The 24,809-nt window shown below is 36.4% G+C and carries 23 protein-coding genes; 13 read left to right on the forward strand and 10 right to left on the reverse strand.

The genetic code is table 11. From position 1 onward, the window contains the following. The first annotated feature begins 398 nt into the window (after positions 1-398). The 8 genes from G530_RS0112515 (at position 399) to G530_RS0112550 (ending at position 7,410) form a co-directional block, all read left to right on the forward strand. On the forward strand, positions 399-1,217 hold the full coding sequence (locus G530_RS0112515; RefSeq protein ID WP_026934867.1) for an alpha/beta fold hydrolase: 819 nt from the start codon (positions 399-401) through the stop codon (positions 1,215-1,217). Beyond that, positions 1,218-1,508 (forward strand): PAS domain-containing protein, encoded by a 291-nt coding sequence (locus tag G530_RS16885; RefSeq protein WP_026934868.1) that lies wholly within the window; start codon positions 1,218-1,220, stop codon positions 1,506-1,508. A gap of 129 nt (positions 1,509-1,637) precedes the next feature. Then, the gene (locus tag G530_RS16890) at positions 1,638-3,233 is read left to right on the forward strand and encodes a response regulator (protein ID WP_276202554.1); all 1,596 of its coding nucleotides are present in this window, start codon (positions 1,638-1,640) and stop codon (positions 3,231-3,233) included. Positions 3,234-3,380: 147 nt separating this feature from the next. Then, complete coding sequence (locus tag G530_RS0112530; protein ID WP_026934869.1) at positions 3,381-4,058, forward strand: response regulator transcription factor; 678 nt, start codon at positions 3,381-3,383, stop codon at positions 4,056-4,058. Beyond that, a complete protein-coding gene (locus G530_RS0112535; RefSeq protein ID WP_026934870.1) occupies positions 4,055-5,326 on the forward strand; it encodes a sensor histidine kinase in 1,272 nt (423 codons plus the stop codon). Before G530_RS0112530 ends, G530_RS0112535 begins: the two co-directional genes overlap by 4 nt. Positions 5,327-5,387: 61 nt before the next feature. Continuing rightward, on the forward strand, positions 5,388-5,834 hold the full coding sequence (locus tag G530_RS16895; protein WP_051199783.1) for a PepSY-like domain-containing protein: 447 nt from the start codon (positions 5,388-5,390) through the stop codon (positions 5,832-5,834). 17 nt (positions 5,835-5,851) lie between these two features. Continuing rightward, a complete protein-coding gene (locus tag G530_RS0112545) occupies positions 5,852-6,703 on the forward strand; it encodes an SdiA-regulated domain-containing protein (protein WP_169514042.1) in 852 nt (283 codons plus the stop codon). Continuing rightward, the gene (locus tag G530_RS0112550) at positions 6,703-7,410 is read left to right on the forward strand and encodes a TVP38/TMEM64 family protein (protein ID WP_026934872.1); all 708 of its coding nucleotides are present in this window, start codon (positions 6,703-6,705) and stop codon (positions 7,408-7,410) included. Before G530_RS0112545 ends, G530_RS0112550 begins: the two co-directional genes overlap by 1 nt. Before the next feature lie 67 nt (positions 7,411-7,477). Here the strand turns inward: G530_RS0112550 and G530_RS0112555 are convergent, their stop codons facing one another. The 8 genes from G530_RS0112555 to G530_RS0112585 all read right to left on the reverse strand — a co-directional run bounded on the left by G530_RS0112555 (position 7,478) and on the right by G530_RS0112585 (position 15,497). Further along, entirely contained in the window at positions 7,478-9,130 is a 1,653-nt protein-coding gene (locus G530_RS0112555; RefSeq protein ID WP_026934873.1) for a bifunctional metallophosphatase/5'-nucleotidase, read from the reverse strand. A 4-nt stretch (positions 9,131-9,134) separates the two neighbouring features. After that, positions 9,135-9,557, reverse strand: a complete 423-nt coding sequence (locus tag G530_RS0112560; protein ID WP_026934874.1) for a DsrE family protein — start codon at positions 9,555-9,557, stop codon at positions 9,135-9,137. Position 9,558: 1 nt separating this feature from the next. Continuing rightward, positions 9,559-9,963, reverse strand: coding sequence for a DoxX family protein (locus tag G530_RS0112565; protein WP_026934875.1), 405 nt, complete (start codon positions 9,961-9,963; stop codon positions 9,559-9,561). A gap of 72 nt (positions 9,964-10,035) precedes the next feature. Further along, complete coding sequence (locus tag G530_RS0112570) at positions 10,036-10,422, reverse strand: hypothetical protein (protein WP_026934876.1); 387 nt, start codon at positions 10,420-10,422, stop codon at positions 10,036-10,038. Positions 10,423-10,539: 117 nt separating this feature from the next. Beyond that, positions 10,540-11,340 carry a M16 family metallopeptidase gene (locus G530_RS17845; RefSeq protein ID WP_240472158.1) on the reverse strand — a complete coding sequence of 267 codons (801 nt, stop codon included), beginning with the start codon at positions 11,338-11,340 and terminating at the stop codon, positions 10,540-10,542. Then, positions 11,334-11,924 carry a M16 family metallopeptidase gene (locus G530_RS17850; protein ID WP_240472159.1) on the reverse strand — a complete coding sequence of 197 codons (591 nt, stop codon included), beginning with the start codon at positions 11,922-11,924 and terminating at the stop codon, positions 11,334-11,336. Before G530_RS17850 ends, G530_RS17845 begins: the two co-directional genes overlap by 7 nt. Next, a complete protein-coding gene (locus G530_RS0112580) occupies positions 11,921-13,309 on the reverse strand; it encodes a M16 family metallopeptidase (RefSeq protein ID WP_035716376.1) in 1,389 nt (462 codons plus the stop codon). The genes G530_RS17850 and G530_RS0112580 overlap by 4 nt, the downstream gene beginning before the upstream one ends. A gap of 160 nt (positions 13,310-13,469) precedes the next feature. Beyond that, entirely contained in the window at positions 13,470-15,497 is a 2,028-nt protein-coding gene (locus G530_RS0112585; protein WP_026934878.1) for a YncE family protein, read from the reverse strand. A 261-nt stretch (positions 15,498-15,758) separates the two neighbouring features. On the opposite strand from G530_RS0112585, the gene G530_RS0112595 reads away from it, so the two are divergent. Further along, a complete protein-coding gene (locus G530_RS0112595; RefSeq protein WP_026934879.1) occupies positions 15,759-17,804 on the forward strand; it encodes an LTA synthase family protein in 2,046 nt (681 codons plus the stop codon). On the opposite strand, the gene G530_RS0112600 is transcribed toward G530_RS0112595, so the two are convergent. Both G530_RS0112600 and G530_RS0112605 read right to left on the reverse strand, forming a co-directional pair. After that, complete coding sequence (locus tag G530_RS0112600; protein ID WP_026934880.1) at positions 17,805-18,962, reverse strand: hypothetical protein; 1,158 nt, start codon at positions 18,960-18,962, stop codon at positions 17,805-17,807. Continuing rightward, on the reverse strand, positions 18,963-20,219 hold the full coding sequence (locus G530_RS0112605) for a YaiO family outer membrane beta-barrel protein (protein ID WP_026934881.1): 1,257 nt from the start codon (positions 20,217-20,219) through the stop codon (positions 18,963-18,965). Between the two features lie 371 nt (positions 20,220-20,590). Here G530_RS0112605 and G530_RS0112610 point away from each other — a divergent pair, with 371 nt between their 5' ends. The 4 genes from G530_RS0112610 to G530_RS0112625 are packed head-to-tail and all read left to right on the forward strand — an operon-like array spanning position 20,591 to position 24,805. After that, positions 20,591-20,944 carry a DNA-binding transcriptional response regulator gene (locus G530_RS0112610; protein WP_026934882.1) on the forward strand — a complete coding sequence of 118 codons (354 nt, stop codon included), beginning with the start codon at positions 20,591-20,593 and terminating at the stop codon, positions 20,942-20,944. After that, positions 20,944-21,993, forward strand: a complete 1,050-nt coding sequence (locus G530_RS0112615; RefSeq protein ID WP_026934883.1) for a HEAT repeat domain-containing protein — start codon at positions 20,944-20,946, stop codon at positions 21,991-21,993. Before G530_RS0112610 ends, G530_RS0112615 begins: the two co-directional genes overlap by 1 nt. Continuing rightward, positions 21,983-23,434, forward strand: a complete 1,452-nt coding sequence (locus tag G530_RS0112620; protein WP_026934884.1) for a glycosyltransferase family 2 protein — start codon at positions 21,983-21,985, stop codon at positions 23,432-23,434. Before G530_RS0112615 ends, G530_RS0112620 begins: the two co-directional genes overlap by 11 nt. A gap of 57 nt (positions 23,435-23,491) precedes the next feature. Beyond that, positions 23,492-24,805 (forward strand): YybH family protein, encoded by a 1,314-nt coding sequence (locus G530_RS0112625; RefSeq protein WP_026934885.1) that lies wholly within the window; start codon positions 23,492-23,494, stop codon positions 24,803-24,805. Positions 24,806-24,809: the final 4 nt, after the last annotated feature.

The following is a 24,809-nucleotide window of genomic DNA, read 5'->3' on the forward strand; positions in this document are numbered from 1 at the left end:
CTAAAATAAGAGTTATAATAGATAATAAGGTTAAGAAAAAATCAAAGGTTCACAGGTATAACAAGAGATTAACACATGCGTTAATAGTTGTTAATAGTTCTAGTTTATGATTACTTGCGCTTAGGATATGAAAATAAAAAGTATAATAGCACCAAAGGCTTAAGCTAGAAGACACTTTTACCAATTCTAAATCTGTAAATATGTTTGGCTAAAATGAGGGAATTTAAAGGCTCTGAAAAAAGTAAATGATTTGTTTATTTTAGCAACAGGTATACAATTAGGTTTTAAGCCAGCCGCCGTTCTTATAAATTTTTCAAGCCCGTTGTACTATTTATGGTATTAAATTTAAGACAGGTTAAATCCTTATCTTTATTACCGAAAATAATTTTTTAGCTACTATGACTTCAATTGATAAAACCAAGGTTTTAAGTAGAAATAATATTACCGTTCAGGGAAATGGAGAACAAGCTATATTATTCGTCCACGGTTATGGTTGCGATCAAAATATGTGGAGATTTGTAATTCCTGATTTTCTGGAGGACTACAAAGTTATTCTTATGGATCATGTGGGAGCAGGAAATTCAGATGAATCCTACTATAGTAAACAGAAATATGGCAACCTGCAGGGCTATGCCGATGATATACTTGAAGTATGTAAGGTTTTGGATTTAAAAGAGTTGATAATCGTAGGGCATTCAGTTAGCGCCATGATTGCATTATTGGCCGCCAATAAGGAACCGGAACTATTTAGCAACATAATCATGATTGGTCCATCACCATGTTATGTCAATAAAAATGGATATCGAGGCGGGTTTAATCAGGAAGACATTGATGATTTATTAAATACATTAGATAAAAATTATTTAGGCTGGGCGGCGACTATGGCCCCTGCTATAATGGGAAATCCCGAAAGACCAGAATTAGGAGAAGAATTAAAGAATAGTTTTTGTCAATCTAACCCTGAAATTGCTAAGCACTTTGCACAAGTTACTTTTCTATCAGACAATCGGGAAGATTTGCCAAAGCTTCACATACCTACTCTGATAATTCAATCCAAGGAGGATGTTATTGCACCATTAGAGGTGGCGCAATATGTTTATAATCAAATCCCGACCAGTACCTTAGAAGTTATTGATGCTACAGGTCATTGTCCAAACTTAAGTGCTCCTAAGCAAACTGTTAGAGCTATTAAACAATATCTGCAAGGACAGGAATAAATGAATAATAATAAAAAGCATAAAACAGTATTATTTGAATCTGCAGAAGAGTTATATCATGATGCTCCTTGTGGTTATGTTTCTTTTTCAAACGATGGGATCGTATATAATATTAATCAAACCCTGATAGAATGGCTGGGATATGAAAGAGAGGAGATTTTAGGAAAAAAGAAAATATTCGATTTTTTTAAAATGGGGGGGAGATTATATTTTGAAACTCATTTTTTTCCTTTAATCAGGATGCAGGGGTTTGCCAATGAAATCAATTTCGAAATTCAAAAAAAAGATTAAACTTCTTTTGCAGCTCTTATAAATGTAAAAGAAATAAAGGGTTCTAATACTGAAGAAAATAGATACAGAGCTTCAGTTTTTGATATTTCAGATCGAACTAAATACGAACAGGAATTATTCAATGCGAAAATCAGGGCGGAAAAGAATGCCAAAGAGAAGGCTCAATTCCTTGCAACCATTAGCCATGAAATTCGAACTCCCTTAAATGGAGTACTTGGAATTGGAAACCTTTTAGCCAAGACCCCTCTTAATTCAAAACAGAAAGAATATGTGGATATCCTGAAGTTATCTTCTCAGAATCTTTTAGGACTCGTAAATAATTTACTTGATCTAAGCAAACTGGAAGCACAATCTGTACTGATTGAAAAGAAACCCTTCGCTATTCGTACGTTAGTGAAAAGCATAACCCATACTTTTGAAATAAGATGCAAAGAAAAAGGTATTCAACTTTTAACCCAGGTTGATAGTAACATCCCTAATTATATTGTAGGAGATCCAATTAAACTTAATCAGGTTTTAACAAACCTCGTGGGAAATGCTATAAAATTTACCTGCGATGGTTTTGTAAAAGTATTTCTTGACCTTGAAACCTTTCATGAGAATCAGGTTGAACTTAAGTTTACCATACAGGATACGGGTATAGGTATTCCAAAAAATAAGGTTGCGAGTATCTTTGAAGAATTTGCACAGGCAGATAATCAGGTAAATGGTGAACCTAAAGGAACGGGCCTTGGTCTTAGTATTTCTCAGAAAATCTTACAATTACATGGGAGTGAAATTAAAGTAAAGAGTAAATTAGGCCATGGGTCGAAATTCTTTTTTACTATCAATTATGAGCGATATACAGGATCAAAACAAGTAAAAAAAGAGATCGATACAAATAAAAGGAAAAAGCAAAAACTTGCTCGATCCAAAATTTTAATAGTAGAAGATAATGCTATAAATATTTTTGTTATCTCGGAATATTTGAATGATTGGAAAATTAAATTTGATACCGCTAATAATGGACAACAGGCTATTGAAGCCGTAAAAGCAAATAATTATGATATAGTTCTAATGGATATTCATATGCCTGTTATTGATGGTTTTGAAGCTGCTTCTACCATTAGGAATCTAAATCTGGATAAACAGCCTGTAATTTTAGCATTATCGGCTACTAGTAGAGAGAATATTCAATCTGAACTGGATCGTGCTGGAATTGATGATTTTATTAGTAAGCCTTTTGGGCCGGGAGATTTACATATGGTCATTTCAAATTATATTATAACGCAAGGCGAAAGAAAAAAGAATATTAAAAAATATGAGTCCATTAATGACGCCGATAATTTCAAAAATGATCTGGAATTTTCTCAAAAATCCTTTAACCTCACACGCCTGGTTAAGATGGCAAATAGTAAACCTGTATTTTTAAAAAAGTTTATTGGTAATACTTCAAAGGCTTTTGCAGATTATCTTGATGAGTTTCTACAAGCTGCAGAACTTACAGACAGTAAGCAGATTTCAGAGTTAATTCATAAAAGTACGATGTCCACTTATTTCATTCAATCAGATCGTCTCATTCAATTGCTTAAGGAATGTCAAAGTTATTTCGATGATAAAAGCATTTCTGAAACAAAAATTAAATCTAAAATAGATGAAACTATTGCAGAGTTTAATAAGATAATAATGGGTTTAAGGGAAATCGATCCAAATGATTTGATTCCTAATGAACAAAGTAGGTCTTAAACGATTCATTTTTAATAAAAGAATAAAATTTTTCAGGAATTCGTTCTGCCATCCCAACGAAACCTATGGTTTTTTCAACTGGCTTTTTTGTTCATTCCCAATTCTTTCCAGTTTTGCTTTCTATTTTAACGAGCTATATTTAGGCTTATGAAAATTCTAATCATAGAAGACGAGAAAGACATGCTTCAGAATATGCAGGATACCCTGGTAAAGCAGGGATATATCGTAGAATCGGCGAGCGATCTAGATTCTGCAATTTCAAAGGTAGGGGTTTATGATTATGATTGTATTCTGCTGGATATTAATCTTCCTGATGGCAGCGGAATGGATATTCTTGATTTTCTGAAGAAAAATGACAAGACCGAAGGAGTTATTATTGTTTCGGCAAGGAATTCTTTAGACGACCGCATCCGCGGCTTAAATACCGGTGCTGATGATTATATTGCCAAACCTTTTCATATGGCTGAATTGAATGCCAGGGTAAAGGCCTTGCTAAGGAGAAAAAATTTTGAAGGCAGTGATCTACTCAAAATTGGCAACCTTTGTATAGATTCTGAAAAGCATACTTCTGCAACCCAACATGGTGAAATGGAACTTAATCGTAAAGAGTTCGATATACTTACCTATCTCGCTACTAACCAGGATCGCCTGGTTAGTAAATCGGCACTGGCAGAACATGTATGGGGAGACCATATAGACCAGGCTGATAATTTTGAATTTATCTATTCTCAAATAAAAAATCTTCGTAAAAAACTCAAAGAAGTCAAAGCAGATATCGAAATTAAAGCAGTTTACGGAATTGGTTATAAATTGACTCTATCTTGAAATTACTTAATTACACTTCCAGATATTTCGCCTGGCTGCTATTTTTTGTGCTAACGGGCTGGGCCGTGATATTTTATTTCCAGATGCTGGACGAGATCTATGATAGCATGGATGATGGTCTGGAAAACCAGAAGATGCTGGTAATAGATAATTTAAGAGACCTGGATTCCGTTCGTTTGAAATCAGACTTCAGGGATGGATATTATACCTTGAATAGTATTAGTGAGTATTCGGCAAAAGGCTTCAAGGATACTTATCGTGATACTCTCATGTACATGAAAAATGAAAAAGATTACGAGCCCGTTCGTTTGCTGGAAAGTGTATTTAAGAAAGATGAGAAGTACTATAAAGTGAAGGTGATTACCTCGATGGTAGAGGAAGATGACCTTATTGAGGATCTTCTTTTCTCAATTATCTGGTTATATGTTGGGTTGATCCTGAGTATCATTATTCTTAATAATCTGATCCTTAAAAAGGTTTGGAATCCTTTTTATAATCTAATCGATGATCTAGGAAATTTCAAAATTGAAAGGGATTCAGAAATTCAATTACAGGAATCCAGGATCGAAGAATTCAATATGTTGAATGAGAATATAGAAAACCTCATAAACAAGTCTGTACGCAGCTATCGCAGCCAGAAGCAGTTTATTGAAAATGCATCACACGAGTTGCAAACACCCCTTGCTATTAGTATCAATAAGCTGGAGCTACTGCTGGAAGAGGATGATTTGCAGGAACAGCAAGCCACCAGGATCGTTTCAGTTATCGAGAACCTGGAGCGACTTTCCAGGTTCAATCAGTCCTTATCCCTTCTTTCTAAAATTGAAAATAAGCAGTTCCCCGAGGTTGAAATAGTAGATATAAATCACTTAACGCATCGAATCCTAGAGAGTTTTGATGATTTCCTGCGGCATAAAAAAATCAAAATAGAATTGAATGAAATAGAACAATTACAATTTTCGATCAATCCAGATCTGGCACAAATCCTACTTACGAACCTTATTAAGAACGCTATTATTCATAATTCTGATTCAGGCTCGATAGAAATTAGCATCAGTAATAATAAATGGGAGATCACTAATCCTGGAGAAATTGCCATCAAAGCAAAAGACCTGTTTTCAAGATTTCAAAGCGTTCAGGATAATTCGCAGTCTTCGGGCCTGGGACTGGCCATTTCCAAGGCTATTGCAGACGTCTATAACATTCATATTTCTTACAATTTCGATAACAGGCACGTATTTAGTTTAAATTTCCCTCTTCACAACTAGCATATTCCAGATTCTTTCCAGTTTTCAGTCTCATATTTGACTCAAATTAAAAATTGAAATTATGAGAAGACTAGTTTTTATGAGTGCAATGGCCCTATTTTTTATTACTGGCTGTGCACAGAAAGATGTAACGAAGGCTGAAATCCCATCGGTAGTATTAAATGCCTTTGAAGCTGAATTTGATAATCCAGAAAACCTGGAATGGGAAAAGAAGGGAAAGGATTTTGAAGTGGAGTTTGAGATCGCAGAGGTAGAGCATAAAGCACTTCTGGATAGCGCTGGAAAACTATTGAAATCTAAGAAAGATATTACCCAGGCAGAACTTCCGGAAGCAGTCGTTTCAATTCTTGAAGCTGAATTTTCAGATAAAAAATATGACGATTTTGAACTGATGAATATCAATGGTGAAAAATATTACCAGGTAGAAATTGATGAAATGCTGAAAGATAAGAACCTGGTATTTACCGCCAGTGGTGAAAGGACATCAGATATTCCAGTTTGGGATTAAGATTAAAAATCATGAAAATGAGCATGAGAATTCTGGGAATCGTGGTTATTATTCTTGGCCTTGCAGGAATTGTCGCTTTTTCCTTCAGCAATAAATTTGAAAAGGAGATTCACGAACAAGTGAAGGAAAGTAGGGAGTACTCTGTAGAAAAAAGATGGGTACTCCCGGAAATCCTGGAAGAAGTTTCGGGGATAAATTTCTTTGCAAATGATAAGCTGGCAGCAGTGCAGGATGAAGATGGAATAATCTTTATATACGACCTGGCTAAAGGTGAAATTGAACGCGAAATAGATTTTGGCGGGAACGGCGATTATGAAGCAATTTCGATCAAAGAGGAGGATGCTTTTATTTTAAGAAGTGATGGGGTTATTTTCGAGGTTAAAGATTTTCTTAGCTCCCCCCAGGTAACTACTTATGAGCCCGACCTTGAACATTCTGTAAATTTCGAAGGGCTTTGCCTAAGTAAGAAAGCTGAAAAACTTTTACTCCTTACCAAGGATGAAGATGTTAAAAATGGGGTGAAGAATGTGTATAGTTTTAATCTGAAATCAAAACAATTTGAAAAGGATATCCCATTTAAACTGGAAACCGAAAAAGGTATTTTCAAGGATTATAAAGGTTCCTTCAGACCTTCAGAAATTGAAATTAACCCAAAAACCGGGGAGTTCTATGTACTTGATGCAAAACATCCCAGATTATTGATATTGAATTCCACTTTTCAGGTTTTGCGACTAATCACTTTTGATGAAGATGAATTTGAGCAGCCTGAAGGGATAGGTTTTGATACTGAGGGCAGGCTTTATATTTCTAATGAGGCTGGAGATAGCGATGCGAATATTCTGCAGGTAGAATTAAAACCGGTTAAGTGATGCAAAGTCTTGCAATAGAAGATCAAAATATAAATAAGAGTAAACTACCATTGTACTTATCTATAGGGATAGTAGGTTGCCTTGTAGCAGCATATTTTTTTATTCCGCCCGCCCAGGGATTTATGGATGAAGCCTGGAGCGTTTTAACAAGCGGCGATACCAATAAGATTCAGCAATGGTTTAAGGATTTTGGCTGGATCGCTCCTTTGGTACTTATTTTCGCCATGGTAGCGCAAATGTTCCTGATTGTAGTGCCTACTATCGCCTTAATGGTGGTTAGTATTTTAGCATATGGACCGGTTTGGGGAAGCCTCATCGTATTTGTCGCGGTATTTACCGCTTCCAGCGTTGGCTATTGGATTGGTCGTTATTTTGGCCCTGGAATAGTGGATAAGATCATTGGCCATAAAACTGAAAAAAAAGTAGCCGATTTTCTGGAAGATTATGGTTTCTGGGCAATTTTTATTACCAGATTAAATCCGTTTCTTTCTAATGATGCGATAAGTTTTGTTGGCGGAATTCTAAAGATGAGTTATAGAAAGTTCATTACGGCTACAATTTCCGGAATTGCTCCCCTAACCATATTTATAGCCATCCTGGGGAAAAGTACTCAGGGTTTGAAAATGGGCTTGTTGTGGGGATCTATAGTGAGTCTCGTCCTATTTGCAGGCTATATATACTGGGATAAAAAGATTCGGAAAGATTAATTGAAAAAGCCTGTTGATTTTTCAACAGGCTTTTAGTTTTTAACTATTTCAGGTTTCTAAATGTGACTTATTGAAACTGATATTTAGTACCTGGAACTGTAGAGAAAGAATATTCTCCCAGAGATTGGCAATAAGCCCTTTGCTCCAGACTTGGCGAGACCGGGGAATGTTCCCTTAAATATTCTTCCACCACGTCGTGGATGGTGTAATCCATTAGCTCGACATCTTTTACATCAGTCATTCGGCATAGATTGTCTAATGGATCGCCAGGTCGCACACAGGCCGAAATACTATAGAGTTTATCATCCTGTATAGGTTCTCCATTCACTGTTATCTTCTCAATGCGTTCGCCTTCGGGTTTCTTACTATCAAATTCCACTTTCATCCCTGAAAAACGTACTAACCATCCGCCAAAACGGTCCAGCGGTTGTTGAGAAAAAGCATTATGCATTTCCTTTTCCAGCCAGTCTTTTATCTGCTTTCCGGATGCTTTTCCGATTTTCAACTTTTCATTCACGGGTAACAGGTTCCACAAGTTTGCCCGTGTTATGGGGGCCGGCTTTCCATTTTCTGGAACAATTGGATTACCAAAACGGAATCCATTCGAAATTGCAATGTCTACTCCGGTTTTCCATCGTGCAGCGTCAGTGATCATATTGTCCATGGGATTTTCTACCGTAAGATACCTGTACAACGGAGTTTTGGTATAGCCTATTATTGTTTCCAGGTTATCTTTATAAGGAGCCTTGGCGCTATCTATCATCTTTTGTAAGTCCTCATCTGCCGGGAATTTTTCCGGATCAACATCAATAAGCTCGTAAGTGTCTTTAACTAGCTTGCCGTTTACAAAATCCAGTTCGAGTTTACCAACGAAGGAACCAAAAGCACCGGGTTCAGTTACTTTGGCAAATTTTCCCTGGATAGGTTCTCTGATTCTTTCATGGGTGTCATTCCCCAGGATATAATCCACATTTTTGGCAACTGGATTATTAGCCAGGTCTACTTGTTTAAATACACCAAGATGAGTCACCAGGAAAAGAACATCCACTCCTTTTTGAGTTTTCAGCTTATCCAGAGTATTTTGAAATTCTTTATTTACTCCACTAAAATCTATGCCCTTACTAAAGATGGGATTCTGTCTTACCGGAACATCTGGGTCGTTTAGACCAACGAAACCAATTTTAATACCCTCAATTTCCTTGATCCAATATATTGGGAACAGTGGTTTCTCAGTTTCTTCATGAAACATATTATGTGCAACAACCTGAGTGTCATAAGAATTCATCACGTCGAGCATAATCTCTTTACCGTAGACTACCTCCCAGTTACCGGGAATTATGACATCATATTGCATATTTTTTATGATTTCTGGAAAAATACTGCCTTTTGAAAGAGCAGCATAGCCGCTTCCCTGTATAAGGTCACCACCATCAACAATTATGGTATTCGGGTTCTTTGCACGTTCCTTCTCAAATAGCGTTTTTATATTGGCCAGGCCACCTCTATCCTTAAAGATGATCTCGTCGTCTTCCCAGAAAAGTTCCGGATGCGTATCCAGTTGACCATGTATATCGGCGGTTTGCAGAATAATTATACTTAGGGTATCCTGCGAGCCTGAAGTTTTGTTCTCAACTTTTCTATCTGTTTTGCAACTTAGGGTTAAAATAAGTAGCGCAAACAAACTCAGCGAGCTTAGTGTTTGGGTTCTAGATCTATGCATATATCTACAGGCTTAAACTTTTATATCCTTTTTTCTGAAGCTGAAAATTATAAAGAATACCGTTCTCAACTATTTTCATTTTTTTGGGAACTTCGTCTTCTTCTACTTTAAATTTATTCAGTGAGAATCCGCAGGCGACGATTTGCACGCCTAAGTTTTCAGCTTTAGTGATGAATTTTTCCATTTTTGAAGGATCGGTGATATCACCGATGTTTTTTCCGCAGATAATGATTTCAAAATTTCCAAACTGGGAACCATCTTCCTCCCTGAGTTTTTCTGCAGTTAATAAAATTGGTTGTAATTGCGGAACTTTTTTAGTGAGCACCACGTAATTATGTTTGGAGTCATTTTCCTGCTGTGCACAGGCTTTAATTCCTGTGAAAAGCATTAGTAACAGTAGAACACTGCTATAAAGAATAGTTTTCATATTATTTAATTTTAAAGAGTTTATCGGTGTCATTAATTATAAAAAACAGCAGACCACCTAGAATTGCAATGTTTTTAAAAAGTGGTCCAAGTGTATTTATTTGCCCTACTTGGACAGATAGGGTTATTGGTATTAATACGAGTATTAGAATACTTGCCGTCCATCTGGTTTTATATCCTATTAGGAATAAAAAACCCGCTGCCAGCATTACGATTCCGGAAAGTATGACCAGCCATTCTGGATCCCCGAAAAAATAGGCGATTCCTTTAAAACTGGCCTTTTCAAGCCGGCTGACTGTTTTCGTGGTATTCAGCAAATGATTTCCACCTGCGATCAGAAAAATCCCACTAACCAGAATTCGTAATAACTGTATGGAACGACGACTAATATGAATTTTGTTCGTCATTATAAAGGTTATTGTAATTGATAATTTGTTCTGAAATATCAATATAGACTTCAGAAAACACTAAAATTTCAATTACATAAGCCTGGGAGGAGGGGACTGGCTATCCAGATATAGGTAGCTTAATTTTGAAGTAAATGATATGTCCTCTTTAGTTATTAACTCAATGGATGTGGCAGACCAATTAAAAACATTGAAATTAAACTGAGGAGTGCAAAAACTGCCAATTTCAGTAATGCTATACCTGGCGTCCAGGTCTTGCTGAAACTCGTAGGTCTTCTGAAGATGAGCACCTGACTGATCCTTCTGACAATATTTTTTTACAAAAGAAACCTGTCCCTGAGATAACAAATTGATCACACTGGCATCCACAATAAATAACTTCCCTAAAAAAAGGGGAATCAAGAAAAGCGATATGAGGGCATTTGAACTCACCAGGGCGAAAATAAGGTTCTGTTTCATTTCTGAAAGTAACTTATGTTACTTAAGTAGAATTAGGTTGCAGGCGGCTCTACTTTGTAGTTCAATTAATCAAAAAAGCCCGGCAGTTCCGGGCTTTTCAATTGAAATGTGTGTATTTTAATTCTTGGTATTTTCCGGCAACTTTATAGTTTCCTGGATTTGATCATTGATCTTTTCTTTATCTCCAACTACAATAAGTGTCATCTTCTCTGGCTGAATATATTTTTTCATCATTTCCTGAACTTGCTCTGGAGTAACAGCATTTATATTCTTCACTTTATCTACCAGAAATGATTCCGGTAGATCATGAATATCAAGAAAATTTAACTGACTTATAATTCCTCCTGGAGTTGAATTTTGAAGAACATAGATCCCGGATTCGTAATTCTGGATCCCTTTAAGTTCATCTATTCCTGGAGCTTCATTCTGTAAACGAACTATTTCTTTTTTGATCTCATCTAAGGAAGCACCGGTGAATTCAGTAGTAACATCTGCACTCTCGTACCAGATTCCAGATTTATAGTTAGTGTATAAAGAGCTGCTAGGGGAGTAGGTATAACCTTTATCTTCGCGAATATTACTGGTTATTCTGGATCCAAAAGAACCTCCCAGTAAGGAGTTCGTAACATCCAGGGCTATGTAATCTTTACTATCTGGAGCAGCTACCGGTAAACCATAATAGATGGTTGATTGTGGTGCACCTGGACGATCTATAATCTTCACTGAACCTTTTGAACTTGTTTCAGCTACAGGATAATTAGCCTCGGTTCCTTTTCTCCAGGAACCAAGCTGCTGCTTAACCATCTCTTTTATTTTCTCGGCATTAAATTGCCCAACTACGTAAACCGTAGTTCTTTCAGCTCCAAAATTCTCATCGTAGAATGATTTTACGTCAGCCAATGTATAAGAATCTACCATCTCGATGGTTGGATATAGTCTTCCGTAGGGATGATCTTGATACAGCTCGGAAAAAAGTCTTTTCTTGCTTGTGTGCCTGGTCTGGATAATGAAACTGTGATATTACGTTTCATATTGTTTTTAAGCCTTTCTAATTCAGCTTCTGGTAGTTCAGGACTCACCAGTACATCACTTAAAACCTTTAGAGCTTCAGGAGCAAATTCTGCAAGTACATTGGTACTTAGCGTAGAAGTGTGCGTACCTACTCCTATATTAAGGTTTCCACCCATTCCTGCCAGTTTATCTTTTTCAGAATAATCTGAAGTTGAACCTTCTTCCATTAAATCTGCCAGCAGGTCTGAAACCCAAACCTGATTTTCCTTTTCGTGAATATTTCCTGTTTTAATGGTAATATTGATAGTTGCCTTCGGGATACTTCCGTAAGGAACTAATACCAGTTCCAGTCCGTTGTCATAACTAATCACCTCTTTTTCAGGAAGGGTAAAACCTTTTGGTTCTCCTCCTTTAGGCGGGGTTTGCTTTTGTGCATTAGCTGGTAATACAACTAATAGCGCTAATATAAATAGGTAATATGTGGTTCTCATTGATTCTTATTTTCGTTATTAGCCAGTAATGGATTTACGGTTAAGATCGTTCTATTGGTTTTTCGTAAGTATTCCTCAACTGTTTTATTCATCACCTCTGGTGTGATCTTTTTAAATTCTGCTTCCAGGTCATTTATTCTTGCTGGGTTATCATCAAATAACGCGAAACTAGCCAGTAGATCTGCGCGACCAAGACCAAATGTACTTCCCAGGTTATCATACAACTGAGAACGCATTTTTACAAGGGCATTATCTAACATTTCCTGGGTAATTCCATCATTTAATTTTGCCAGAACCTCATCTATTGCTGTAACGACCTGTTCTTTAGATGTCTCATTGTCATACGTAAAATTGAACATCATATGCATTGGTCCATTGTAATTGAACATATTTCCAAGGTAATTGATACCTCCGCTAACGTTTGACGTATAACCCAATTCATCTACCAGTTTTTTCTGTAACAATGCATTATCACCCTGAATTAATATTTGATCCAGTAGTCCCATTGCATAGTATTCAGATGAATTACGTTCTGGCATATTGTAAGCCATGGCAAGCGCAGGCTTATTAGCAAGAGAATCATTTTTCACGAAATCCTTCTCTTTAGTTTGCTTTGGTTCCGAAATATCTGGAATTGGAGGAACATCAGAACTGGCTATTCCGCCGAAATATTGTTCGATCCATTTCTTAGCTTCATCCATTTCAAAATCACCAACTATAGATAAAGCCGCATTGTTTGGTGCATAATAAGTATCAAAGAATTTTTCTACATCCTCTAAATTTGCGGCATCCAGATCCTTAAGGTCGCCATAGAAATTATGGGAGTTGTACCAGTTGGTATTTGCGTATTGAGGCATGTCTAACCATGGAAATCCACCATAAGGCTGATTTAGTACGTTTACTTTCACCTCATTTTTAACTACCCCTTGCTGATTGGTAAGATTTTCCTGGGTAATATCAAGGCCTTTCATGCGATCTGCCTCTGCCCATAACATGGTTTCCAGTTTATTGCTAGGTACGATCTCAAAATAATTCGTAAAATCAAAGCGAGTAGAACCATTTAAAACTCCTCCATTTTCCTGAACAAGTTTAATAAATTCCATTTTCCCGAGATTTTGAGATCCCTGAAACATCATATGTTCAAACAAATGAGCGAATCCTGTCCTATCCCGGGGTTCAATTCTAAACCCGATATTATAGTATGTTGCTACTATTACCGTTGGGGAAGATTTGTCCTGAGAAAGGATTACTTTAAGACCATTGTCTAATTTGTAATATTCTACCGGAACATTGAATCCAGCTTGTTCTATTTGCTGTTCTTTCTCCTGAGCAAGTGCGGAATATATTCCGGCAAACAGGAAAAACAGCATAAACATTTTTCTCATAAGAATTAGATTTTGTTTAATAGATTAAAGTATTATGTATAATAATAGACTTAAATTCCTGAAAAAGTTACAGATACTATAATTTTTTGTCTTAAAATTATAAATAAAAAAAGCCCTGAGGATCTCCTCAGGGCTTTATAGGTTATATATCAGGAATTATTTAGTTATTATAAAGGTAAAGTGAAGACGCAGCTGCAAGATCATTGTTTACATCTGGTGCAACATCACCGGTCAGGTTTAGTGCATTAGAAAAGGCTAAAACCTTACCATTCCCAACTTCCGCAATAAATACTGTTTCAGTCTTATGGTCATAAGCAATATCAATAGGATTACCTAAAAGGGTAGAAGCTCCGGCCACTCTGGTTTGTTCACTTTGAGCGATCATTCCTCCATCTGTAGCGGCATCCAGTTTCATACTGAAATTCTGGATCACCTGGAATCCACCGTCTGTATTTGCATCTGCAGCGTCACCAATATCAGTTAAAACCAATACATCATCTGCTTCACTATAATCTATACCATGAGTTCTCACGATACCTCCAATAGTGATTCTTTTATCGGGTGTGATCATTCCATCTGTATCATTATCAAGGAAATCATTGAAAACTGCAATATCACTAGATGAATCTACTACTGCAATTAAGTCTCCACCTTTAAAGGTAATTCCCCAAACATTAAATCCAGGATCTAATGTATTTTCTAAAGTGAAAGAAGAACCGTCGTAAGAATACACATAGAACATGTGCATGTCATTATCTGAAACCACTACCTTATTTCCAAAAACCGCAATTTCTCGTGGGCTCATTAATTCAGCATCACCAGTAAAATCAGCCGAAACTGTATTTCCATCCATCACGCCTGAAAAATCAGAATAATTTTCTAACATCATTCCAGATCTTGAAGCCTGAATTACGGCATCATTCATTGCAGAATAATAAATACCTTCTGCTGCAGTCGCATCTGTCATTACAGATTTAATCAAATTACCAGAACCATCATACACGGTAATATTTCCGTCAGAATTATTAGTTACATAAAGTTCGGTCATCATATTAGATGAAGCCATTCCTGTATTTCCATCTGTCTCATCACTTGAGAAATAGATAGAAGAAGCAGAAGTTAGATCCATACTATAAGAAGGAGCAAGATCTCCACCGTCACCTATATTCGTAAATCCTAGTACTTTTCCATTTCCGATCTCTGAAATATATACCGCATTTTCTTCAGAATCATAAGCTACATCAATTGGGTTACCTAACATAGTAGACGCACCAGCAACACGAGTTTGCATATCTACAGTTAGAAGATCTCCGTCTGAAAGGGCATCAAATTTTGTAGAAAAATCATCAATAACATGAAAAGCTCCATCATCTGTTCCATTCGCTGCATCACCAATGTCGGTCATGATCATTACATCATCTGTACCATCATAAGTTAATCCGTGAGTTCTAACAATTCCTTCTATAGTTACTCTTTTAGAAGGCCTCATTTCACCGTCCATAGCATTCGCTTCGAAATCATAGAAGACAGCAAGATCACTACTTGAATCTACTACGGCATAAAGGTCTTCACCTTTAAAAGTAATTCCCCATACCGGGAATGGTACTTCTATAGTATTCATTAAAGAGAATCCGGTACCATTGTTAGTATAAACGAAAAATTTATTCGATCCGTTATCAGCAACAACATAAGTTGAGCCGTTTACGGCTAGTTCACGAGGGCTTTCAAGGTCTGCAGAACTGCTATATGCTGCAGTCACTTCACTATCCTCCATTAGTGTACTAATATCTGAATACGCATCTAAACGCATATCAGATCTGGAAGCCTGTACTACCATATCATTAGCAGCATCATAATAAATACCTTCAGCTGCAGTAGCATTGGTTGTAAAAGTTACCAGTGAATCTCCAGTAACACTGTAAAGAGAAATATTTCCGTTCTCATTGTTTGTAACATAAAGTTCGGCTCGTCTGCCGGTATCTGCGGTACATGGTTCACAAGTTCCACCACAGTCTATTCCAGTTTCATCACCGTTCATTATTCCATCATCACATGTTGCCATCGCAGGCATGTCATCATCCATATCTTCTCCGGTCATAAAATCGTCATCTTCTGAACAGGAAGCGAAGAATAAAGCAATAATCAAGGCAAAGCCTAAATTTTGAATTTTAAAAATTGAATTTTTCATAATTAATTTAAATTGGTTTACAGGGATACTTACGCTCAACCAATTGGTCGGGATGTGAAAGAAAACCGAATTGTTTGTTAAATAAATGTTATTCAAAAAACTGATTATCAGATTCTAATCTCAAGCAGCCTGACTGGTAATTTGAAATGATCTATCTTATTTTAAATGAGTCAAAAAAATTTCATTCTTTTGTAAACCTTTTAAAATCAGTTTTCGAAGCTGATTTGAATCTAAATTATGTTAGCCCCATAATAACCTGCTATGAGCCTAAAATCTAAATCCGGAAAAACCGGCGTTTTAAATAAGATCGCTTTTTCTACCAGTAAATTTGCTTTATTATCATTTATATTTCTAGGTTTTCTCTTTGTTCTTAGTGGAGTTGAGATAGGATTGGGTATACTTAATCACAGTATTGAAAGTAGCTTTTTTAGCCTGTGGGGATGGAGTTGCCTGGAAGATCTTAAATTCTTTTTCAGCTTTATATTGCCGGCATATATTGTTTATTTACCATTACATTTATTAATACCTCGCATTACCAATATTATATTTAAAACAGGATTAGTATTATTTTTCCTTATTCAATTTTCACTGGTTTTCTATTTTAATACCACCTTGTTATTGCTTGGTAGCGACATATTTGGGTATTCCCTGGAAGAGATCATTCAAACGGTAGGAGCCTCAGGGAGTTTAAGTTTCACCCCATTTCTTATTCTTTTCTTATTCATCTCTATTCTAATTTTTTCCCTGGTACTCCTTCCGAAGAAAATAACTATAAAAAGAGAGATTGCTTTAGTCTTGCCCGTAATTTCTCTCTTATTCATTGGTTTAGGGATTTCTGATAGGTTGCGAACTGCGAATATGAAATCTGAATTTGAATCGAACCTGATCAGGAATAAATCTCAGCATTTCTATACCGCCGCGTATGGACATTTTAATCCAGAATTATATGAAGTAGATATCTATGCTGAAAGTTACCTGGGAGATTTCAATTCTAATTATTCCATAGCTGAACCTATAGAATATCTGGATGAGACAAATTATCCTTTTTTGCGCAAGGAATTAAAGAGAGATGTGCTTACTCCTTTTTTTGAAACTAAAGAACAAGCGCCAGATTTAGTAATAATTATAGTGGAAGGCTTAGGTAGAGCCTTTACAAATCGAGATGCTTACCTTGGGAATTTCACTCCTTTTCTGGATTCTCTATCTAATAAAAGTCTTTACTGGCCCAACTTCCTGAGCAATGGAGGTAGAACCTTTGCCGTGTTACCATCTCTATTAGGGTCTATGCCATTTGGAGAAAATGGTTTTATGGAAATGGAAAAAAACATGCCGGGTGAATTATCATTGCTGAATCTACTTCAGGAAAATGGATATAATACTAACTTCTATTATGGAGGGAATTCGGAATTTGATAAAATGGCTATGTACCTTAAAAAGAATAAGGTAGATCGCATTGTTGATGAAAATGACTTTCCTGGTAGTTATAAAAAGATTCCTGCTTCAGCTTCAGGATTTACCTGGGGTTATGGCGATAAAGAAATGTTCCGGTACTATTTCGATTTAAAGAAGAAGGACCCTAAGAGCCCCAAGCTTGATGTAATGCTAACAGTTAGCATGCATAGCCCGTTTATAACTGATGAAACTGAAAAATATGAACTGCTGTTTGAAGAGCGACTGGAAGATTTTGGATTCAGCGAGGAGAAGAAAGAACGGTATAGAAATTATCAAAAACAATACAGCAGTGTGCTTTTTACAGATGAAGCTTTAAGACAGTTTTTCCAGGAATATAAAAAGAATGATAAGTTTAATAATACCATTTTTATCATTACCGGGGATCACAGGATCCCTGAAATTCCAATGGCTTCAAAAATAGACAGGTACCATGTGCCATTGCTAATTTATTCCCCATTATTAAAACGCGAGGCAGAATTTGAATCTGTTTCTTCGCATTTTGATGTCGCACCAAGTTTGATCTCTTTTCTGAAAAACAATTATGCTTTAAAAGCTCCGGAATCCAATAGCTTTATAGGGGCAGGATTAGATACCACGAGGAGTTTTCAGAATATTCATAATATTCCGCTTAAACAGACTAAGACTGACCTTATAGATTTCGTTATGGGGGAATATCACTTAAATGGAGACAATCTTTACCGCTTAACCAAGGATTTTAAGGAAGAACCAATCCAGGATGAAGCTAAAAAAGATGAACTCAGGAATGCATTTAACCAGTTTAAAAGAAAAAATGCTGAGGTTATCGAGGGTAAAAAGATTTTGCCAGATAGTTTAATAAGAAAATATAGCCAGTAATCAGGGTCTATCCTGATCATAGTCCTCTAGGATATTGGTTAGTAAAGGCTTATAATAATTCCAGAAGAAACTTCCTCTTTCCATGATATTACGTTGATCATAAAAGAAGTTCTTGAAAAACCCTATCCATTTAAAATAAGAGCTTTCAATTGATACCGGATTATCTGCGAAATCTCCTGAGAAGTAAAAAAACTTATAGTCATCCTGAAGATGCCTGGTCACCGCAGGGAATGATGCCGGGATTTTATGCTTTTTTAATTCTTCTTTTCCTTTTGTCGTAAGATCAATATCAAAGCTGGAAACAATGGTATTTACCTTGGGATCAGGGATCATGATATCAAACCAGAAAGGATATTTGATGCTTTCCGGGAGACCATATTCTTCCTGAAATTCTTGTTTTGTCTCAATTTGAGGCATAGCTCTGTTTAGATGCACACCTTCTTCAATGATCACAACCTCATCTTTATCATTAACGAAAGCGATCCCGGATCTTTTGAAAGACCAGTTTCCTTGATGTGCATTTTTATAGTTTCTAACTAGCCAAGCCGGAATTTCATCGTTACTGCGTATATCCAGATTTTCGAAATATCTTGCCGTCCAGCCCGTCCATCTTAACTGAAATAGTTCTTCAAATTTAACCCTGTTCTCCCTGGCCGTTGGAGAGCCAATGGTATTAAATTCAGTAATGATCAGCTTTTTCTTTTCCTTCATCAGGCGAAGTAGCTGAAGATCCTTGTCACTGAGGCCACCGTATAATATACCGGACCTTTCATTTATATCACCATCATGAAACCATTCGTTATTATAAATCCCATAGGTGTCGGTGAAATAAACCAGATCTGCATCCTCACTTAGCTGATTTAATTTTGGATATGAGAATCTTTCCAGGCCTTTCAATTTGAATTCTTCATTATCCTTAGGGAAGAAGCCAAAATAATCATGGCTCACCTCATACGGATCTTCTGAGGTTTTAGTATATTTTTTGTTATTTAGAACCCAGTTCAGAGAGATGTGTTCCTGTCCTTTTTTGGTAAGTACCGTTTTATCTATAATTGCAATTACCAGCTTGGTATTTGGAGTTACAAGCCAGGCCAGCCACATGAAAAGGGGTATGGCTAGAATGATTAGAATGATTCCTCTGAAAAGTTTTTTTCTCATTTAAAACTTTTTAAAGTACCCAACACCTACTGAAAATTGATTTCCCCTGGTCTCTGGAGCATATTCCTGATCTTCCAGGCTGGCGTTTACAAAAAATACATTCGTGCTTTTTACGCTCATTCGATATCCTAAAGAAATATTATTTGATTGAAGCTTATAAGTTGAGCTTCCCCCAAACTGGATATTATTGGCATTATCGTCTGGATCTATTCCGGTTCCTATTCCGAAACTCAGAAAATCATCTGCTCCGGCAATGTAATAGCGAACATTTAGAGAATAGGAATGAGAAACATTCTCATTATCTGGCGTAATAAAGGTTCTGGCGTTTAACCAGAAGTTACTTATGTACTTTCCTACTGAAGCTGTATAGATCCAGGTTTTTTCATCAAAACTCAGCATTCTGAAACCTACTTCCCCTTCAAAAGCTGCAGGTAGATTTGCGTAAAGTGAAGCCCCGGCGCGATATTCTGGAAAAATACTTCCGCTACTTGCAATTCCTCCACTTACATAGGCGTAAAAGGTATCAGAAATACTTGGATAAGCATCAATATTGAATTGAGTTCCGTTCGAGTTGAAACGATTAGCATAATTAATTCTACCTATGATAGAACCAATTTTAGTACTTCGTGAATAATCGATTGTGGCTAAATGCCAGGGATCATCAAACCTTTTATCAAAATATACATATTCATAATCTGCTCCTATCTGATTTTTAGAAGAGACGTTTCTAATTGACTCTCCTAAGGATCTTGCCTCGGTTAACTTAGGATTTATTTTAAGTAATTGGTTCAAGGTTGTACTGGCTTCAGCATACATTTTTAAATCTTTTTGAACCCTTGCCTGTAATAACAGGAGATCTTCAGATCCTGGATTTTTTTCGATGCCTTTATTTAAAATTTCCAGAGCTTTTTTAGAATTATCATTCCAGTATTCCAGATTTGCATAGGCTAGAGAACCATCTTCGTAACCAGGATTTTCACTAAGAACTCTTTCAAAAGCCTCGCGAGCTTCAGCATTCCTATCGGTCCAGGTATATAATCTGCCAAGAAAAATTCTAACATCTGCATAGTTCGGACTTTTCTCCAAAGCAAGTTTTGTTAACTCAATAGCCTTAGGGTAATCATCTTCATCAAATGCTGCCGCTCTGGCCTTTATAAAAAGCTCATCTGTAGTTAGCTCTTCCTGAGCCGTGAGCGATTGTAGCGAAAAAAATGCAAAAAGTATAAAAAGTAGGGGGGAGGTTTTGGTAATTCTCATATTTAGGGCTTATTGCCTTTTAGCCTGTTTTTAAGCTTTTAATAGCAATAAAGAATTGATTTCATTCCAAATTAAAATCCAGTTGAGCCAGGCTAAAAGTTATCGCAATATAATAGCTTTAAGGAAATTGAGGAGGATATTTTTAAAATTTTTGATTCTATAATAAGTGAAAAAAAATTTTAAAATTTTGAACCAATTAATGTATTCTTGCGTAGGATTTTACTGATTGTTTTATCCTGAATTATATAAGAAATTAATAGAAAGTTATTTCTTACAAGATTGGTTTGATTAACAGGATAAATGGTAGTTAAATACTGTAAAAAGCTAGGTTTTGAGATGAATTTAGTATATTTCAGAGCAAATAAATTCTAATGAGGAAGGTCCTGGTAATCCAAGAGGATATTATTATCCTTAAGATACTGGAAAGACTTGTGGAGTTGAACGACTATGAGTGCAAAGCCATTAGATCCCTGGACGCACTTAATATAGAAGATCAGCAAACCAATTTTGATTTCATAATAACCGATATTTTATTTGAAGGAATTGCCCCATTACAGTTTGTTGCCCAGGTTCAGGAAGTTTTGTTGCATAAAAATCTATTGATTGTCACCAATATGGGGCAGGATAAAATTAAAAAAGAAATTTTTGCATTAAGAGGGGTAACTGGATTTTATGCAGTTCCCATAGACCTGGATGAGATTGAAGCCATTATACAAGCCTACTAATGAATGAAGCAACAGTACTATTCTTCATAATTATTATTTTTTCTATTCTGGTAATTTACTGGGTATCTATTACCGTAAGTATTATTTACAGAAGGAGAAGAACTGCGAGTCTAACTCAAATTGAATTAACCTTTGCAGATATAGTGAGTCGTTATCTATACAATGACCCTAAAAATCCTCTTACCTTACCTGAAATTACTCAAACATTGAGAGATGTGGGTATTAAGGAGCAGAATAAAAATAATATACAGTATTTAATAAGGTTGATGATAAGAACCCAGAGAACCATTCTTGGGAGTAACTTTTATAAACTTCAAAAATTATACGCTCAAATACCTCCTCACGGGGTTTCAATTAAGAAAATATCAAGTTGGAGCTGGTATAGAAAAGCACGTGGAATCAGGGAGATCTATGAAATGAATCAATCCCAGTATTTCGATGAGATATTTAAATACCGAAACGATAAAAATATCTATGTAAGACGTGAGGCTCAGATCGCCCTGGTAGTATTTTTAGGTTGGGAAAGTCTTAGATTTCTGCCTTATCTTAAACGTAATATGACCCTCTGGCAACAGATCAAGATCGTTGAAAAATTATATGATCATTATCCTAAACCAGAACTTAAATGGCTGCATCGCGCATATAAAACCGAAAAATTATTCGGTAAGAAATTACTAATGCGAATCATTAGAAAATATGAGCTGCATGCAGAGACAGATTTTATTATAAATAATCTAAATCATCCGGATTACGAGGTTAGGGAGACAGCGATCTATTGCATTCAGACATTCGCTGTTTCTACCCCGACGATGGATTATATTAAGAGGCTTTATGATGAAATTCCTAATGCTACCCAACAGGGCCAGCTACTTAATTATATCTATGAAAATTCAGATATAGATCTTGACTTTTACCTTAAACAATTGTACGGTACTAATGATGATCTTAAACTTAGTGTCGCTGAGATCCTTTGGAATAATGGGTATAAAGAAAAAGTTCAGGAATTCTATTATCAGCAATATCCAAACGCAGTTTTAAATGTGGGATAGTGCTGAAGGCTTTTTTGGGAGTTATTACATTTACTGGATAAGTGTTTATCTCTTCATAGGCTATGGTGCCAGTCTTCTAACCCTTTATTTATCTGGAATCTTCCTTGCGAGAAGATCAATTAAACGAACAAAACAACGTTCAATTTTTTTAAGGGCAGAGGATGTTGTAAGCGCCACAGATATTCCATCTGTAACGGTTGTAGCACCAGCATATAATGAAGGTTTAACCATTATTGAGAATGTAAAATCACTGCTCTCCATACAGTATCCATATTATGAATTGATACTTGTAAATGATGGTAGTAAGGATGATTCCCTGCAAAGGCTTATAGATGAATTCGATCTGAAACGCCAGGATGCTACCTTTATTACTCAACCTATACCAACAGCTTCTGTAAAGCATATTTATAAAAGCCGGAAAAAGAAATATACCCACCTAACCGTCATAGATAAGAATAACGGCGGTAAGGCTGATGCAATAAATGCCGGTGTGAATTTCGCAAATACGGAGCTGGTCATTTTTACAGATGTAGATTGTATTATCGAACAGGATGCCATCTTGAAAATGGTAAGACCTTACCTTGAAGAAGATGATAAAGAAATTATTGGCTGTGGAGGTGGAATTGGAATTGCAAATGACTCAGTTATTAAAAATGGGATCTTAACCGAATTAAAACTGCCTTCCAGATTGGTGCCTATGAACCAGGTTGTAGAATATATCAGGGCATTTTTATTGGGTAGAATGGCCTGGAGTGAGGTAAACGGATTAATGTTGATCTCAGGAGCATTTGGCATGTATCCAAGGAAAAGAGTGATCGAAGTTGGAGGTTTTAACCCAAAGACAGTGGGAGAAGACCTGGAGCTGTGTATTCGACTTCGAAAACATATGGAAGAGCAAAAGATCCCGTATAAAGTGGTTTATCTTCCTGAAACCTTATGCTGGACAGAGGCACCTTCAGATTACAACATATTAATAAGACAGAGAGATAGATGGGCCCGTGGATTATGGGAAACCATTAGTCTGCACAGGGATCTTTTATTTAATAGAAAGTACGGGAAGATGGGAATGCTTTATTATCCCTACTGGCTGCTTTTTGAATTTGGTGCTCCCATTGTAGAATTTCTGGGAGTTATTTGCCTTATTGCATTTGGTATTTTTGGTTGGATCAACTGGCCGTTTGCCATTCTGTTATCGTTTGCGGCATACCTGGTAGGTTGCGTGTTTTCTACCATTGCGATCTTCATGTATATTAAGAGTTTTGATCATTATACTAAACCGAAACAGATCATAGAATTATTACTAGCCGCGTACCTTGAACCTTTTTACTACCATCCCTTATTGTTGTATGGGCAAATGCTAGGGTATTATAAAAAGATTTTTGACATTACTTCAGGCTGGGGAACTATGACTCGGAAAGGATTTAAGGTTTCAAAATCCTAGAATATTCAGTCTAATTGAAAAAAATCGGCTATTTTTAAGCTTATCAATCAATTGAATATGTTCATCGATCCTTTTCCAAAACAGTATTTTATTGCTGTCTGCATTTTATTTTTCAGCCTTCATTCTGGATTTTCTCAACAACAGGCCGATACTGCATTTGTTACTTCGCTGGAATTTCCGAATTTTAATTCTGAAGACGCTCCCACTATCTACATAGACGGGATTCACAACAATTTACATCAACTTGATACTGGTTTTAGTCCGTTCGCAAAACTTGCTGAAGCCGATGGTTATAAAGTAAAAGCTTCCAGTAATCTTGAAGAATTGAAAGAAGTTGATATCCTGGTGGTCGCCAATGCCATAAATGCTAAAAATCAGGGGAATTGGGAACGACCAATCTATAATGCTTTTGATGAATCTGAAGTGAAAAATATTAATGAATGGGTTAGAAGCGGTGGTCGTTTACTTCTTATAGCAGATCATATGCCCTTTGCAGGTGCAGCAAGTAGCCTGGCCGAAAGTTTTGGATTTCAATATTGCGATGGATTTGCTCAATTAGCTAAAGAGCAGAACAGGAATGATGTATTCGGGATATCTAACAAGAGACTAACAGATAATCCAGTTACTAATGGAACTTACGGAGAAAAAATAGATGAAATTGTCTCTTTTACCGGTTCCTCTTTTAAAATTCCGAAGGAAGCAATTCCGGTTATGAAATTTCGCTCTGGAGATAAATGTTTGCAGCCTGAAGTTGCCTGGCAATTCAATGATAGTACGCTTACAACAGATCTTTCAGGTAGCTATCAGGGAGCGTTGCTGGATTTTGGAAAGGGAAAAATAGCTGTTTTTGGAGAGGCGGCTATGTTTACAGCTCAAACTGTAGAACAGAATGGGAATACTTTTAAAATAGGTTTTAATTCACCTGCAGCTCCAAATAATGTGCAATTTGTGCGTAATGTTTTGCTTTGGTTAGCTGAAGGGAAGGAGAGACAATTTCAGAATTCCGGTAAGCAAAATGAAATTCTTATGGTTAACCGCGAGATGGAGCTGGCTTTCAATAATAAAAATTACCGGGCGATAGCAGATTTCTATTCGAAGGATGCCGTAATGCTTGGAAGTAATACTGAGGTTGTAGGTAGAGAGAATCTAAGAGAATACTGGGGCAGATTTGAAGGTGGAAATACCTGGAATTTATCGAATATCGAAATAAAGGAATTGGATGGAGATTATGCTTTGCAGCGCGGGATTTCTGTAATTACCTGGAAAAATAGTGAGGGTGAAATCTCTGAATCTAAAGTGATCTTTTCACTACTATGGACAAAAACAGAGGAGGGCTGGAAAATTATGCTTGATCACTATTCACCGAGATAATGCA

Origin of the sequence: Christiangramia echinicola DSM 19838, from assembly GCF_000423065.1 — a bacterium.
GTDB classification, from domain to species: domain Bacteria; phylum Bacteroidota; class Bacteroidia; order Flavobacteriales; family Flavobacteriaceae; genus Christiangramia; species Christiangramia echinicola.